This is a genomic window from Sporosarcina sp. ZBG7A (assembly GCF_000813425.1).
Taxonomy (GTDB): Bacteria; Bacillota; Bacilli; order Bacillales_A; family Planococcaceae; genus Sporosarcina.
In genome coordinates this window covers 1-16,047 of the sequence record NZ_JWIB01000045.1, presented here as the reverse complement: position 1 = coordinate 16,047, position 16,047 = coordinate 1, and the positions used below count along the sequence as shown (strand labels likewise).

Genomic DNA, 16,047 nt, shown 5'->3' with positions numbered 1-16,047 from the left:
CAATCAACAGTATCTCCCAATTATCAAATGAAGTAATGGAAATGATGATGAAAAATCAAATCAAAGAACGGGAACAGATGGAGCTGCTAATAATCTAACAGTTAGTTCCGCGAGACCATCTGTTCCGTAAATTAGAGGTAGTAATTTATTTTCCCTTTATTTCTCCATTGGTTCGAGATTTATAATCACTATTTGGGAGACCTTGCATAGATCCTGTTGTTTTCAATAAAATGTCATTCATTCAATACTCTAAGGCATCTTAGGGTTGTCCATCGGATACCATGCTTCTCCTAAGCATCGACAAAAACGAGTTCAACTGTCTCTTTACATTTTCATAGAATTCTTTGGTTTCATATCGGAGTCTCAAGACTTCTGCTACATCTAGTTATTCTTACCAGCTTGACATGGAGCACTCCGTTTGCATTCTTTGCTTGAATGATGTCAATGTGTCATAGGACATTCAGTTGATTGGAGAGCAGGGCGGCGACTCCTGGGGGATCAGCGCAGCGCGAAGACCCCGCAGGAGCAAAGCGACGAGGAGGCTGAGGGCAAGCCCCCTGGAAAGCGCCCGTCCGGAACGGAGATCAACGGCCTGTTGTTATCCTTCATTTTCAGAATCAACGATGCAAAAAGACAAAAGGGATGGAAATCAAATCGATTCCCATCCCTTTTGTCTACAGCCTGAGGGACACGCCGTTTAGGCATGTCCCTTTTATCTTTTTCCATCTAAATAGGAAGAACGGAAAACCTCTGTATTTGAAACCCGTCTAGTTTTTTTCTGTTGAGGTTTTTTAACTGAAGGTGTCGGTGCGCTCTCTTGCAGAATGCCCGTAAAATTGGTGAGCATATCACGAGCGGTCTTTAAACTCATTCGCTCTTGAGGATTCCTAAACTCCAAATCTTGCTCACCTAGATGTGGCAACTGTGCGAAGTCATCTTTTTCAGGGAGAGTGTGAAAGAGGAATTCCCCACAACGTACGAGGACAGTGGAATGCTGTTTGCTGTATTTTGGATTTTCTACAAAATGTAACCCAACTTTTTCGGCGCCACCTGTTTCAAGAAGTTTAGCGATTGCTACTTTCTTCAATTGGTAAAGTGGACGATTATCCGGAGCTGTTTTTGCATGCCGGTTAACGGTATAGATTGCTACGGCTAGTTCCCGCAGTGAATTGGCGTCTGCCAATATATAGACCTCCCATCTAATTTTAGAAACATCAATTTGACAGTATTGTACTAGTAAAATAGAAATAAGTACACAAAAAGCGACAAAGTCTTTTAAACTTTTGGCGACAGGTTCTTCAAGAAAAAGTAGAATGAGGAGCGGATGAAAAATAATCAGAGTTGTGGTACAATTTGAATGAGTATTCATTCATTTTATGAGGGGGATGTAAGAATGGACGAGAAAAAGGTTATTATCGTTACAGGCGGGTCAAACGGGATGGGGAAATACATGGCAAAGAAATTTGCTCAAGACGGGGCAAATGTCATTATAACGGGAAGAGACTTGGAAAAGTTGAATGCTGCCAAAGAGGAAATTGGCGAAAATGCTTATACTTTTCAAATGGACGTACGCGAGATTGAAACAATCGAAGCACTTATACACTATGCAGACAAGACATTTGGGAAAATTGATGGTCTTGTCAATAATGCCGCCGGGAATTTCATCGTACAAGCAGAAGATCTATCTCCGAACGGATGGAAGTCAGTGATCGATATTGTTTTGAATGGAACTTTCTACTGTTCAAGTGCAGTGATGAATTACTGGAAAGAAAAAGGACAAAAAGGTGCAATATTAAATATGTTGGCAACGTATGCATGGGATGCAGGTCCAGGGGTAGTTCATTCTGCTGCAGCGAAAGCAGGTGTCATGTCTCTAACAAGAACGCTTGCTGTTGAATGGGGAAGGAAATATGGTGTGCGTGTTAACGGAATCGCACCTGGTCCTATTGAGCGTACAGGAGGAGCGGAAAAGTTATTCCAATCAGAGAAAGCAGCGCAGCGAACGATTCAATCCGTACCACTTGGACGTGTAGGTAAGCCCGAAGAAATCGCTGAACTCGCTGCCTTCATCATGTCTGACAAAGCTTCCTACATGAACGGAGAAATCGTGACATTAGATGGCGGTCAGTGGCTGAACCAATATCCTTTTTGATGGATAGTTTACCTCAAGATGCACATTCTAATCCAACAGGTAGCAGAAAAAAATAGTGGCCTGTTGAGGAGGGAAGAAATTGTTTGATATTTGGGCAATTCCAATTGGTGTTGTCGTTGCAGTAATGGTCATCATTGGAGTGTTGGCGGTTCGTAAAAAGCCTCATTATAATCCAGATGGTGTGCTCAACAGACAGGATCGAAGTGTGGCGGAGCCGATTGAAGACCACCCCTTCACGTTGAATCCCATTTTGTGGGTGATTCTCGTAGCTGCTCTATTTAGTGTAATCGTTATATTTTACTACTGGGCCTCTTTCTCATAAGGAAGAGGCTTTTTTGTTAAAAATGGAAAATATCTATACGAATCGTCCGGGACTTCTTCATTTTATAGCGAGCTCTATGATATAGTAGAAGTGCAGCTTAGCTTGAAGTAAATTGCTGCTGGAGGAGCGATTTAAATTGGTTGCTTTGAATAATAGTGACTTTTTAGTCATGCCAATATCCGACTATCTAATTTCTTCTGAGAAAGTTGCACATGTGCAGGTTGGAAATAATGCAGAGCACGCATTACTCGTACTTACAAAGACGGGGTATTCAGCAATTCCTGTACTTGACGCAAAGTATAAATTAAGAGGTTTGTTAGGCATTGGAATGATTACAGATGCAATATTAGGGTTAGAAAGAATCGAATATGAGCGGCTATCAGACCTAAAAGTGGATGAAATTATGCAAACCGATCTACCGATGATCAGGACGACAGACCGCTTTCAAAAGGGATTGGATTTACTCATTGACCACACGTTCTTATGCGTGACGGATGAAGAGGGGACCTTTGCTGGAATTTTAACGCGCCGTGTGATGCTTAAACAGTTTAAGAAGTATATATATAGCTCAAGATAAATTGTGCGCGCAGATAGTTATCTACAGAAAAGAAGAGGCTCTTACCAAAGAGCCTCTTCTTTTTTAGATAGAATGATAAGAAATTAGTTACGAAGCGATAGCTTCTTGAAAAGGATGTTGAACAACTATATGAATACAACTGAAATCATGAAAGTCTTAGCGGAAGAAGGGAATATGAGAAAAGCAGCAGACCGGTTATTCATCTCACAACCGGCGCTTTCTCAAAGGCTCCAGTCCATTGAAAAAGCTTGGGGAGCTAAATTATTTGTAAGATCGCAAAAAGGGCTTGTCCCAACAGCTGCAGGAGAACTCGTCATTGAGTTTGCGAAAGAAACCGTCCAGAGGAAAGAAGAAACCATCGAACAAATTGCCGGGCTTGCAGACAGAGTGCATGGAACACTAAAAATCGCATGTGCATCCATCGTTGGACAGACGTGGCTTCCAGAAGTACTTAAAGATTATGTGAAGCAATATCCAGACGCTAAAATTTCACTGATGACTGGTTGGACGTCGGAAATATTGAAGGCACTATATGAAGGGGAAGCCCACGTTGGAATTGTCAGAGGGGAAGTAGAGTGGAACAGCAGACGTACCTATTTGTTCCGGGATCAGTTGTATTTAGTGGATAAAGAAATCACTTCACTAGAGCAATTGAAAGATACAGAACGCCCATATATTCAATTTAAAAGTGATTCAAATTATTATACGGAAATTCAACAATGGTGGCAAAAACATTTTTCGAAAAATCCAGGTAGACAATTAACAGTGGACCAGATGGAAACATGTCGACAACTCGTTTTAAATGGTATTGGGTATGCGATATTGCCTTCAATCACTTTACGTGGAGATGAGCAAGTGAATAAAATTCCATTGTTGAATAGTGAAGCGGAATTTGAATTGACGAGAGACACCTACTTAATTGGTTACCAATCTAGTTTTGAGTTGAAACAAGTAGAAGCTTTTTCAAAGGTGATAGAAGCCCATGCACTTCAATTGAAAAATGATTCTAGTTTACTTGAATGATGGAACTTTCTAGCAAGTAAAACGTACTAATTATCGATACGAGTAGAAAAATAATTCAGAAAGTGAGGCGGGCTATTTGAAAAAGTCGTTATGGAAGCCATTTACTATGTTAGTAGTTCTAGTCGGAATCATTATTCTATGGCCGATGACAAAAGCATTTGCTGCACCTGACTTGCATGTGTCCGTTCAAACTGGTCTAGACCAAAAAACTAAGGATGGAAAAGGTGCACCTATAGTTTTCACGATTGAAAACAAAGGAACTGCCTTTGCCGGAGACTTGATAGTCAATACTACAAGTCAAACGGGCGGAGTTGGTCAATCTATTGCAGTGAATATTGGAGAAGGAGAGAAGCAGACTGTAACGATGACTGTTGACTCCATTCAAGATCCAACAATGTATGGAAATCCCATTAAGAAAAATATTTATTTCTATGAAAATGGTTGGAGATCAGGTGATGAAATCACGCACTCCGGAACGCAACTCATTAAATCTACAACATTTCCTGAGCAAGTTTTATTCATTGCAGGACTAGCGGATAATATTGATCGGTTATCTTCTTTGAAAGATTTATATTTAAAAAACCAAGAAGGTACTCAACTTCTGAACTTAACAAAAGCAGACCAACCTCCTTTACCTGCTGAACAAGGCGGATGGGATGCAGTAGATATTATTGCTGTCGATGGTTTTTCCATCGCAGATCTTTCTCCAAAACAGCAAGATGCCATGTTGGAATGGGTAAAAGCAGGAGGGACTTTACTAATCGGAGGATCTCAGAACGTATCGGCTGAAGCAGGAGTATTCAGTTCACTGTTACCCCTTGAGATTAAAGAAAGTAAAGAGTTTGCCCCAGCTTTATTCAATGACAAATTCAAGGATCCTGTACCAGGGTTTTCAGCGAAGAAATCACCTGACGCAGCCATTCTATTACAGCAGGATGATACTATTCTAGCAGCCTCTCAACTTGTTGGCTCTGGAATGGTTCTCCAGACAACCTTTTCAATCGGTAACGAATCATTCAGATCCTCCACAGGTGTGAAAGCATTTTGGACGGATCTATTGAACAAGAGTAACCAACTGTTGAAACAACGACCTTCTCAAATGTATTACACTCCTCCGACGGATGATCTGATGTTTACTGTCGGGGCAACAAACGAACTTTTTCCTTCTTTTAAAGTATCAACGCCGTTATTGTTCGGCATTATCATTGTGTATATCATTTTAATTATTCCTCTACTATATTTCCTTTTGCGAAAAAGAGATAAGAGAGAGCATGCTTGGTGGATCATTCCTGTTGTCGCAGTGGTCGTCTCTTTTGCGATTTTTGCTTATGGAGGTAAGGATCGTTTAGGTAATGCACAGCTTCAACATTCCGCTGTCTATCTTGTGGAACGGGACAATAGATTATCGGGATATTACGCTGAATCCCTACTAACGGATAAATCAGGGAACTTCACTTTTTCAATGCAGAAACCGAGTACAGTCACTACAAATTCATCGGCAAATTCGATATTTGGAACTAGTCTACCATCCCATGATCACGCTATTTTAGAAAAGGGCGCGACTGAAGAAGTTTTATCGTTCAGAAATCTGGGGTTTTGGAATGTCGCATCTATTTATGGGAAAACAGAACTTGGAGATGTGGGTAATTTTGATACTAATTTAGAGCTTGAAGATAAAAAATTGACGGGAACAATTACGAATAATTTTCCGTTTTCTGTGAAGGACGTTTCGATTTTATCTGGAAGTAAAACAATTAAACTGGGTTCGATAATGGCTGGAGAATCTTTAAAGGTCCAAGAAGATGTGAAAGTGAATGTACTTGGACCACGGAGTTCCTCTAGTTATGGATATATGAACCCTGTAGCAAACAATCAGGATGATTTGATAAAAATGAGAAAAGAAGGTCTCTTGAACTTTTCGTCTACTCATATGAATGAGTCATCTAAACCAATCTTATCAGCAACTACAGATACTCAAATTATGGAACTTTCACTAACAGAACGAAAAGCTGAAAACTCACCAATTTCTATGTTACTTCAGCCAATTGATATTAAAACTAAATTGTCCGGAACTGTAACTGTGGACAGTGATTTAATGGAAATGGAATTACTCTCATCCACTGGGAATTCTGCAGATTTAGTAGATGAAGTAAACAAAGAGTACATCTTTTCCGAAAACGAATATAGTCAGAAGTGGCAACTACCGAACGACTTTTCTCAGAAGGTGGACAACTGGACGAAGATTCAGCTGTTTGGCGTGGATCTTAATCGTTATGAAGTAAGCATTCTCAATGTGAAAACAGGGAGTTATGAAGTATTGGAAGGAAAATCGTCGATAACAGTGGAACCTGCAAGTGATTATGTATCGAAGGATGGAAACTTAACAATCAAGTTAAACTTCAATAATTCGCAAATGGGAGAATCTTCTCATCCACCGGAACTCCGTTTGACAGGGGAGGTTAAAAAATGATAGAAATCTCCAAGCTAACAAAAAAATATGGGCAATTTAAAGCGTTGGATGAGTTGACATTGTCACTCAAAGAGGGAACTGTTTTTGGGTTTGTTGGGGCGAATGGTGCGGGAAAGTCCACAACATTTCTCATTTTAGCTACGCTCTTACAGCCTACTTCGGGGTCTGTAACAATTAATGGAGTAGACGTTACAAAGAAGCCCGAAGAAATCCGGAAACTCATTGGCTACATGCCAGATTTTTTCGGAATATACGATCAGTTGAAAGCGCATGAGTATTTAGATTTCTATGGGGCTAGCTATGGGATTCCAGTGGAAAAAAGAAATCAACTGATTACGGAACTACTGGAACTCGTCAACTTAACGGACAAACGAAATGCATATGTAGACTCTCTTTCCAGAGGGATGAAGCAAAGACTCTGTCTGGCGAGAAGTCTCATTCATGATCCGAAAGTTCTTATTTTAGATGAACCTGCATCTGGGCTCGATCCTAGAGCGCGTGTAGAAATGCGAGACATTCTACGTTCACTGAAAAGTTTAGGGAAGACGATTCTAATCTCGTCTCATATTTTACCCGAACTCGCGGAAATGTGTGATGAAATTGGAGTAATTGATAACGGCAAACTGATTGCACATGGATCGGTTTCGGAAATCCAGGCCAAGCTTCTAGGGGATAAAACAATTACGACCCGAATTTCAGGGGATAGTGGTTCTGCAGTAGCATTTTTTGAAGAAAGTCCGTTTGTTTCCGCAATTTCTCATGATATACATGAAGGTGTGCTGTCGTTCACATTCAAAGGGGACGATGAGCAGCAGTTTCATTTGCTGAAAGAAGCTGTGCTATCAGGAATTCATATCGTATCATTTACAGAAAACTCTGTTGACCTGGAAGATGTGTTCATGGAGATTACGAAGGGAGTAGAGCTTATTGAAAAGCAGACTAAATAATCCTGTTCTCGCTAAAGAAGTAAAGCTCCGGTTCCGAAGCTCCAAAAGCTTTACAGGAGTCCTGTTCTATTTGCTAGCCATGTGTATCTTTGTTTTTGGATTTATCTACACTACGACTAGTCTCGCGGGTACTGCCTATTTTAAGCCGTCTGAAAGTGTCATTCTATTTACATTTTTAACATTTATCCAATTGGGGCTAGTCCTTTTCATAACTCCTGGTTTGACGGCTGGAACTATTAGTGGGGAACGTGAAAGGCAGACGTTACCCATGCTGTTAACGACTTCCCAAAGTTCGTTCCAAATCGTTACAGGAAAGCTGTTGTCGTCTGTCTTGTTTTTATTGTTACTCATCATTGCTGGGTTACCTGTATATAGTATGGTGTTTTTGTTCGGTGGAATTTCCCCTGTGTTGTTTGTAAAATCACTGTTCTTTTTATTTGTGACATTGCTTGCAATTGGGAGTCTTGGTGTTTTGTTTTCAACGTTGATACGCAGAACTACGGTTTCAATGATTGTAACGTATGGGAGTATGTTGTTTTTCACAGCAGTCATTCCATTTTTGTTTCTCATTATCATACAGGTGAAACAGTTTGGGACTATGGGTATGACGCCATCCAAAACTTACGTAGGTCATTTCCTAGCATCCATAAATCCTGAAATCTTTTTCGCTTCCTTGCTAGCGCCAGAGCTTGGAATGAGTGTTCAAGAGATGACGCAAGTAACATTTCCATTGTGGATTGGTTATTTACTTTTTTATGGAGTGATAACGATTGGATCCATCTGGATTGCGACAAAACGATTGAGAGTAAACATGAAAAAACATAAATAGGGAGGAGAGCAAATATGGCTAATCAGTCTGGGTATAAGGAAATGATTGAGCGGGCAATTACGAAAGTTAGAAGAAGTTTATTACTTGAACAAGCGATTGTTTTCTTTGTACGTGGAATCGCAATTGCGATAGTTGCTGCGGCCACAGTCATTGCTGTATCCAGATTGTTTGTCCTTCCTTATTACACTCTGTATGCGTGGAGTGCTGCGTTACTAATAGTGATCATTACCTGCTGCTTGTTTATTAAAAATCGTGTGAAGCGCATGGCTGCAGTCCGTACATTAGATCGTTATTTACCCGACAACCTATTATTGACTGTTTTAGATCAAGAGATTCAAGCTTCTGCATTTGGGGATATATTGCTGGAACGCGTCGGAATGAGACTCCCGCCTGCAGAGAGTTTGTTTGCTGCGAGGAAAAAGAAAGCAGCAGAATGGAAAATAATTATGTCTGGGATTGGAGCAGCTATGGTATTGACTGCACTTTTGCTAGTACCCTCTCCCGCGCAACAAGAAGCACAAACAATCGTGAAAGAAAAAGAAATCGTGAACGACCTTGTAAAAGAAACGAAGAAACAGCTAACACGTTCGACAACACCTGCTGTGAAAAAGAAGCTAGAACAGCTCGCAACGGATTTAAAGAAAGCAGAAGGATCCGAAAAAGCATTGAAAAAGTTCGTGAAAACCCAAAAAGAGTTGAAATTGCAACAAATGCAGTTGCTTGAAAAGAAGAGGAGCCAACAGGGTGGTACTAGTAAAGAAGGATTGTCACCTGAAGAAAAGCAGCAGTTGGCAGAGTTGGAAAAGTTGGCCGGCCCTCTTACTCAACAAGCGGACAAAGCATATCAAGATTTAGCAAGTATTGGAAAAGCTCCATCGATTCCACAACTGGCGGCGGGGCAGTCAAGTGCAGGCGGACAAGAATCTGGATCGTCACCTTCTTCCAATGGCGGAAAAAACTCAACAACTGGAGGACAAAATCCAGCTTCAGGTAAGCCTTCGTCTGGAACAAACAAACAACCAGGTAGTCAAGGACAGAGTCAAGGTCAGGGTCAAGGTCAAGGTCAAGGTCAAGGTCAAGGCCAAGGTCAGGGTCAGGGCCAAGGGCAGGGACAGGGACAAGGTCAGGGACAAGGACAAGGCCAAGGTCAAGGCCAAGGTCAGGGCCAAGGCCAAGGACAGGGGCAAGGAAAGGGCCAAGGAACGGGTCAAGGCGGTAGAAACTTGCTATCCATTCCTGAAAATCGGTTTGGAAACGCTTCTGATGTAAATCAAGACGGAGGAAAGCTCGGAAGCGGCAAGACGATCGAATCCAAGGATAAACAGACCGCCAATGAACGGGGAACAATTCGACCTTATGAGGAAGTTGTAGGTCAATATAAAGATGCTTATTTAAAGCGGACAGAACAGCTGCCTTTATCTCCCGAACTTGAAAAAATCTTAACTGATTATTTTTCATCCATTGAATAATTCAACATGGAAGGAGCACTTGCTATGAGCGATTTACTACAACCGTTTGAAGAAATGAGTCAGAAAATGAGTGATGTCCGAACTGAAATTGAAAAATTCATCGTGGGACAGGAACAAGCAATTGAATACACGCTTCTTTCTATTCTTGCTGATGGGCATGCCCTTCTTGAAGGAGCACCTGGGCTAGGTAAAACAATGCTGATTCGTACGATTAGTGAAGCACTGGATCTCTCCTTTAAACGTATCCAATTCACCCCTGACCTAATGCCATCAGATATTACAGGTACCACCTTACTGGAACGGGATGGGGAAGGACGCCAGAAATTCACATTTAACGAGGGACCATTATTCAGCCAGCTTGTACTGGCGGATGAAATCAACCGTGCCACTCCTAAAACCCAAAGTGCATTGCTTGAAGCAATGGGAGAAAAAACAGTTACTGTTTTAGGAAACACATATCCTATGGAAAAGCCGTTTTTTGTACTCGCTACACAAAATCCAATCGATATGGAAGGTACGTATCCTTTACCAGAGGCACAGTTGGACCGCTTTCTATGTAAAATCAATTTACTTCATCCATCTGCAAGCGAATTGAAAGAAATCGTAAAACGTACGACTGGAACTACTATCATTTCAATACAGAAGGTGATCAGCAGGGAGGAATTACTCCAAGCACAACAGCTTGTCCGTGAAATCGTTATTGCTGAAGAAATGATTGACTATGCGATTCAACTCATTTCAATGACTCATGCTGAAGCAGAAGAGGCGGATGAATGGTCCCAATACATCCAGTTCGGAAGTGGCCCCCGTGGATTGCAAGCAATTATCCGTCTTGCAAAAGCTAGAGCCTTTCTGTCGGGTCGTGTTCACGTATCCATCGGTGATATCCGAGCGGTTGCGAAACCTGCTCTTCTTCACCGTATTCAGTTGAACTATGAAGCAGAAGCAGAAGGGATTACAAATGAGACATTCCTTGATCGGGTGCTTGCGAGCATGCGGAGGGAGGCAGTCGGTTAATGACTTCTTTCTTTCCATCGAGCTTATCCGCGCGTCTCGGTAGACTCTCATTTGTGCAGCATGGTGGGCGGCTTGGTCATCACAAAGGGAGCCATGTATCTAAAAAAACGGGTGCCTCATTGGAGTTCTCGGATTTTAAGGAATACCATCCTGGCGATGACATCCGTCATATCGACTGGAACGTGTACGCTCGAACTGACTCTTATTTCATCAAACAGTTTTTAGATGAACAGGAAATGCGTGTCCATATAGTACTAGATACGAGCAAGTCCATGAACTTTGAAGACAAGTGGAAGTTTGCACAACAAATATCGATTGGACTCGGGCAAATCGCATTGAAGAATAGTGATACGGTATCCATCAGTCGAATGGTGAGCGGTAAAAAGCAATTATTTACACGTAAAGGTGCGCGTCAGGCAGGTTCTTGGATGACCTATATTAGTCGCTTTGAACAACCTTCGGAAACAACTGGTGTATTGGAAGGAATCCACACTATCCCCAAAGGAACGACTTTGTTATTTGTAGTCACAGATGCATTGGAACCAAATGAACAACTTAACCTGCTGTTTAAACAGCTTTCAACGAGATGTCGGGATGTGCGCGTAATTGCGATCCGTTCGAAATCAGAGCTTGCGCCTACCTATCAGGGAGACATCCGATTCATTGACAGTGAAAGTGAGAAGATTTCAGAAGTGACGATGATGCCCTCAATGGAAAACGCGTATTTGCTTCAGCAGAAGAAACATCAACTACGTATGATGGATAGTGCAGCGAAATACGGAATCGGCGTTCTAATGATAACACCTCAAACAGGACCTGAAGATGTATTTACGATTCAAATGCGTAGACAAGGTTGGATACGCTAGAGAGGAGGGGTGTGGATGGGATTTGCTAACTTGACGAACTTGTGGACACTGGTATTTCCACTAACAGTAGTCATCTATTATTTATTCAGAAAACGTTTTGAACCGAAAACAATCTCATCTACACTATTTTGGGATGAAGATCGCCGAGAAGAGAACGTATCACCATTCATACGTAATTTACAACGCAATGCTCTATTTTACTTACAATTGTTAGCGCTTCTGTTATTTGTATGGATGCTCCTTGTACCATCCATCAAGCAAACTCAAACTGAAGGCATCCCCCTCGTTTTCATCGTCGATAGTTCTGCAACGATGCTAGCAACGCCAAAAGATTCCACACTCTTTGAGATGAATCAAGTAGAGATGAAGAACTTACTGGAATCAGCGGAAGGACGACCTGTTTCTATCGTCATTTCAGGGAAGGAACCAGAGATCGCGATACAAAACAGTGATTCTCGATCAGCTGTCCAGGTAATTGAAGGATTATCCGTTCAGTATGAACAAAATCATTTGGATACCTCCATTGAGCTTGTGAAGTCGATGTATAGTGAGCACGGAGCGGAAGTTCACATTTTTACGGATGCGTTGGAACGGACGGCATTGGCGTATGAAGGTACTAATATGAGTTGGCATGTACATACAAATGATCAAAAATTAAATAACCATTCCATTGTCCGGTTTGGAGCTAATCGACGAGAAGAAGGAGTAGTAGCAATTGTGAAATTGCAACATGACACAGAGAAAACACAACCTGGAGCCATTCAATTAAAAGAAGCTGACTCTGAAAAAGTACTTGCTGAAGAAACTTTTAAAGGGGAACCGGGCAGTGAAGAATTGATTTCCTTTAAAAAGATTGAGACGAATGCTTCCGCGCTTCAAGTTGAACTGGTTGGTACTGATGACTATAGTGCGGATAACAGCAGTCATGCGTTGCTAGCGACTGAACGTGCGAAAGTGGTAGTGGATGATACACTTCACGAATTACTGAAAAAAGCTGCACAAGCCATACAGGAAGAGGTCGCAATCGATAATGGAGAGGACTTCGATGAAGAATCTATTTTACGAATAACGGGTTCGGAAAGCTTTCTGGACAAAGGGAAACGTCCAATTTTTTTAATCGGACGGGACAATGTCAAGCCGCTTGAAGCAAATGGAGAGGTATCGGTTACGAATGATCCATTATTTTCAATTGCAGCTCCAAAAGACATGTATGTAGCAGAAATTTATCCCCCTTTTGCAGACTACGAAGTGCTTGCGAGAGTTGGTAAAGATCCACTTATCCAACGCTCACCTCGTGGAGATATTATCTTACTTGCAGACTTGGAAGCAACGGACTGGCCGTTGCAACCTACGTTCCCACTATTCGTGTGGAGTGTCGTAAAATCTTTGTCAGATGACGCTGAAACGCTAGGAGTATTCACACCACTTCAACGGAAGTCTGTCGTGATGTCGGAAGCTGCAGATATATATGAGTTATCCGGTTCTTATTTGTACACTACAGAGTCAGCAAATACATTACAGGCTCCAGCAATACCCGGCATTTATAAAGCAACAGATGGGACGACTGACAAATTATTAGCTGTTCAGCTTGATTCCTCTGAAAAAAGTGTAGCGACAGGAGATTCTTATTCAACCGGAAAGCTGACAACAACAGATGTGAAGAAAGAGCAAACAGTACCAGTCATCTGGCCATTTCTTCTGCCACTCTTACTGGTATTGCTCATAGAATGGGAGGTGCAGCGACGCCGTGGATATCCGTATTGATCATCCTTTATGGTTGCTATTATTAGTCCCCATTGTTGCCTATATGATTTTCACATGGCGTTCAGTAGAGCGGAAAACACCTAGAGCAGCACTTCTTTTTATACTTCGAAGTGCTTCCATTCTATTTCTTTTTGCAGCACTAGTGTCACCATATCTAGTCCTCTACAATGAAGAGGAACAGATATTGTTCCTTGCCGATCGTTCAGCTTCAACCTCAGGTACATCAGAAGAAATGGATACCTTTATTGAACAAAGTCTTAGTTCAAAAAAAGCTGACCAAGCGGTAGGACTCTATTCATTTGCAGGTGATTTCCGGACGGACACTACGTTAACGAAAGCTCAAGTACGCGTACCTGAGGTTGAATCTCTGGAAGAAGCTAGCGAAACAGATATTGAGAAGGCTCTTTCCCTAGCGAATGCCATTGGTTCTCCTGAATCCGCAACGCGAGTAGTTTTGCTCTCAGACGGATTGCAAACTAGAGGAGATGCATTAAGCTACCTACAGAAGTTTACGGATAGTCGTGTGCAGATTGATGTTGCGAAGCTGAACCATCAAGTGTTCCCAGATGCTGCCTTAACAAAGTTAGATGTTCCGAGGACCGCTTATGCTGGGCAACAGCAGCTCATGACCATTGAAGTGAATGCATCAGATCGGACAACAGGGACCTTATATTTATATCAAGACGATCGACCTCTCGGTGAAGAGGGGATAGAACTGATTCCAGGGAAGAATCAATTCACCTACCCGTTACCTGCAGTGAATACAGGATTAGTAAAGTATGAGGCAAAACTCGTCGTTGAAAATGATCACTTTTTAGAGAATAATCGAATGTTCGCGGCTGTGACTGTTCAAGGACAACCATCCGTATTGGTAGTTGAAACTGAGGACGATCCATCGGTCATCCCGGGTTTGTTGGATCAGAACACATTGAACGTTACAACACTTCAAGCGAAAGACCTACCTTCAACTATATCAGGCTATTTACCTTATCAAGCAATCATTTTTGATAATGTTCCAGGCACTTTGGTAGGCGAAGAAAAAATGGCTATGATTGAACAGACCGTGAAAAATTTTGGAACGGGTTTCATGATGACAGGGGGGGCCAACAGTTTCGGACTCGGTGGTTATTTCAAAACGCCGATTGAAACTTTATTGCCAGTTGAAATGGAAGTGAAAGGAAAAGAAGAGCTACCTTCACTTGGACTTGTCATCGCCATGGACCGGTCGGGAAGTATGAGCGGCTCAAAATTAGTCCTTGCGCGGGAAGCTGCAGCACGGTCGGTCGATTTACTTAGAGAAAAAGACACGTTCGGATTTACTGCATTTGACGACAGTATATGGGAAGTTGTCCCAGTAGAACCGCTTGATGACAAAGAAGATGTGACCTCGAAGATTTTATCCGTACCTGCTGCAGGGGGGACTAATATTTTCCCTTCGGTAGCAAAAGCATATGAGGATCTAGCAGACCTGTCACTCCAACGGAAACATGTCATTCTCTTAACAGATGGACAATCTTCGATGCCTGCTGGATATCTCGACATTATTGAAGAAGCTAAAAATAACAATACGACGTTATCCACAGTGGGAATCGGTACTGATGCGGACGAATCCTTATTAGAGGAGATGGCAGAAGCAGGTGGTGGACGTTATTATGGTGTTTCTGATGAATCCACCGTTCCTGCAATTTTGTCTCGCGAAACCATAACGATGACCCGGACTTATATCGAAGATGATCCCTTCTATATGAAGCTTGGAAACGTGCCGGAGTGGAATGAGTTATTTGCTGTCGGAGTTCCTCAGATGAATGCCTACATCGCAACGACTGCTAAACCAACAGCTGACGTTGCTGCGATTAGTCCTAAAGAGGATCCAATCATTGCTGAATGGAAATACGGGCTTGGTCGAACTGTTGCATTCACTTCGGATTCATCAGGTAAATGGTCTGGGGAATTAGCTGCGTGGGAAGAATATCCCGAGTTTTGGAATACGGCAATGAGAAGAATTTTACCTTCTTATAGTTCAGCACCTTACGTACTGACACAAGGCGCTGGTGGGGAATTCACCATTACAGATACGAGTGGAGAAGCGGCATTTCTTGAAGTGACTGCGGTGACAGAGGCAGGCGAGGAAATAGAAGTAATTGAAGATCAGACGGCACCTGGTAAAGTAAGTATCTCACTCAATTCGACACCTGGTCTTGTTTATCTCAGTGTAACAGACGATCAAAATCGATTATTTGAGACAGGTGTGACGATTCCTTACAGTGAAGAGTATAGACCGAAAGCACCGAACGAAGACTTGTTAGCGGCAATCACTAAAGAAACAGGTGGACGTGTTTTGGAAAATCCTAGTGAGGCATTTCGGTCACTTCCTTATCGTGGTGAAGAGCGCAAATCCATTACAACTTGGCTCTTATTAGGATCTTTACTCCTATTCTTTGCAGATATCACATTGCGCCGTTTCAGTAGATTTGTGCCCGTGTTGAGAAAGAAAACTCCCATTGAAGAAATAGACTCAACAGGTCAGACGAGTGTTACTGAACTGCTAAAACAAAAGCGGAAGCGATAGAGTCATACAAAAAACCCAAAGCCTAGACTGACATAGTGATTT

The 16,047-nt window shown here is 42.0% G+C and carries 13 protein-coding genes and 1 pseudogene; 13 read left to right on the top strand and 1 reads right to left on the bottom strand.

The window, feature by feature from the left end:
* Positions 1-41 precede the first annotated feature (41 nt).
* Positions 42-248 (top strand): annotated as a pseudogene (locus RL70_RS18245) (IS5/IS1182 family transposase); the annotation flags it as partial.
* A gap of 464 nt (positions 249-712) precedes the next feature.
* Here RL70_RS18245 and RL70_RS17655 read toward each other — a convergent pair.
* Positions 713-1,183: a YkyB family protein gene (locus RL70_RS17655; RefSeq protein ID WP_039044181.1), complete on the bottom strand. Its 471-nt coding sequence runs from the start codon at positions 1,181-1,183 to the stop codon at positions 713-715.
* Positions 1,184-1,393: 210 nt separating this feature from the next.
* On the opposite strand from RL70_RS17655, the gene fadH reads away from it, so the two are divergent.
* The 12 genes from fadH to RL70_RS14745 all read left to right on the top strand — a co-directional run bounded on the left by fadH (position 1,394) and on the right by RL70_RS14745 (position 16,005).
* Positions 1,394-2,152: a 2,4-dienoyl-CoA reductase gene (gene fadH / locus RL70_RS14800; protein WP_039044180.1), complete on the top strand. Its 759-nt coding sequence runs from the start codon at positions 1,394-1,396 to the stop codon at positions 2,150-2,152.
* A 79-nt stretch (positions 2,153-2,231) separates the two neighbouring features.
* Positions 2,232-2,474 (top strand): hypothetical protein, encoded by a 243-nt coding sequence (locus RL70_RS14795; protein WP_039044179.1) that lies wholly within the window; start codon positions 2,232-2,234, stop codon positions 2,472-2,474.
* A 136-nt stretch (positions 2,475-2,610) separates the two neighbouring features.
* Positions 2,611-3,051: a cyclic-di-AMP-binding protein CbpB gene (gene cbpB / locus RL70_RS14790; protein WP_039044178.1), complete on the top strand. Its 441-nt coding sequence runs from the start codon at positions 2,611-2,613 to the stop codon at positions 3,049-3,051.
* A 129-nt stretch (positions 3,052-3,180) separates the two neighbouring features.
* On the top strand, positions 3,181-4,074 hold the full coding sequence (locus tag RL70_RS14785) for a LysR family transcriptional regulator (protein WP_039044177.1): 894 nt from the start codon (positions 3,181-3,183) through the stop codon (positions 4,072-4,074).
* 76 nt (positions 4,075-4,150) lie between these two features.
* On the top strand, positions 4,151-6,544 hold the full coding sequence (locus RL70_RS14780) for a hypothetical protein (protein WP_156137987.1): 2,394 nt from the start codon (positions 4,151-4,153) through the stop codon (positions 6,542-6,544).
* Positions 6,541-7,491, top strand: a complete 951-nt coding sequence (locus tag RL70_RS14775; RefSeq protein WP_039044175.1) for an ABC transporter ATP-binding protein — start codon at positions 6,541-6,543, stop codon at positions 7,489-7,491. The genes RL70_RS14780 and RL70_RS14775 overlap by 4 nt, the downstream gene beginning before the upstream one ends.
* The gene (locus RL70_RS14770) at positions 7,472-8,320 is read left to right on the top strand and encodes an ABC transporter permease (RefSeq protein ID WP_039044174.1); all 849 of its coding nucleotides are present in this window, start codon (positions 7,472-7,474) and stop codon (positions 8,318-8,320) included. Before RL70_RS14775 ends, RL70_RS14770 begins: the two co-directional genes overlap by 20 nt.
* Before the next feature lie 14 nt (positions 8,321-8,334).
* The gene (locus tag RL70_RS14765; RefSeq protein WP_039044173.1) at positions 8,335-9,789 is read left to right on the top strand and encodes a hypothetical protein; all 1,455 of its coding nucleotides are present in this window, start codon (positions 8,335-8,337) and stop codon (positions 9,787-9,789) included.
* Between the two features lie 24 nt (positions 9,790-9,813).
* Positions 9,814-10,806 (top strand): MoxR family ATPase, encoded by a 993-nt coding sequence (locus RL70_RS14760; RefSeq protein ID WP_039044172.1) that lies wholly within the window; start codon positions 9,814-9,816, stop codon positions 10,804-10,806.
* On the top strand, positions 10,806-11,672 hold the full coding sequence (locus RL70_RS14755; protein WP_052245997.1) for a DUF58 domain-containing protein: 867 nt from the start codon (positions 10,806-10,808) through the stop codon (positions 11,670-11,672). Before RL70_RS14760 ends, RL70_RS14755 begins: the two co-directional genes overlap by 1 nt.
* 15 nt (positions 11,673-11,687) lie before the next feature.
* Positions 11,688-13,436: a BatA and WFA domain-containing protein gene (locus RL70_RS14750; protein ID WP_039044171.1), complete on the top strand. Its 1,749-nt coding sequence runs from the start codon at positions 11,688-11,690 to the stop codon at positions 13,434-13,436.
* A complete protein-coding gene (locus tag RL70_RS14745) occupies positions 13,420-16,005 on the top strand; it encodes a VWA domain-containing protein (protein WP_039044170.1) in 2,586 nt (861 codons plus the stop codon). The genes RL70_RS14750 and RL70_RS14745 overlap by 17 nt, the downstream gene beginning before the upstream one ends.
* Positions 16,006-16,047 lie beyond the last annotated feature (42 nt).